Below are 276 nucleotides of genomic sequence, written 5' to 3' on the forward strand. Positions count from 1 at the left end.
CCGTTAAGTTATAAATATATTCAGACGCGGCAGCACGAGTTTCTCGGCGTGACGCTTTATTTGTAGTATTTGACATGACTTGCCTCATTGCTTAAGGGTTGTCTTGTCAGATATTCCGAGGAATAGAGAAAGATCGTAAAGTAGCGTACATGCTACTTTGCAGCCTAAAAAATAAATCACTTTATTGTGCGCATAAAAAAAGACGCACAAGCGTCCCATTTTAGGCAGCTTGTTCCCTACGCAGGTATTAACCTGATCAGGTTCACGGATCCCGCT

The 276-nt window shown here is 42.4% G+C and carries 1 protein-coding gene; it reads right to left on the reverse strand.

Going from position 1 to position 276, the window contains the following annotated elements; all coding sequences use genetic code 11:
* Nucleotides 1-84: 84 nt before the first annotated feature.
* On the reverse strand, nucleotides 85-276 hold a 192-nt coding region (locus AAEY83_RS14610), incomplete at its 5' end, for a hypothetical protein (RefSeq protein ID WP_351059992.1).

The organism is Psychrobacter sp. TB20-MNA-CIBAN-0197, assembly GCF_040309765.1.
GTDB classification, from domain to species: Bacteria; Pseudomonadota; Gammaproteobacteria; order Pseudomonadales; family Moraxellaceae; genus Psychrobacter; species Psychrobacter submarinus.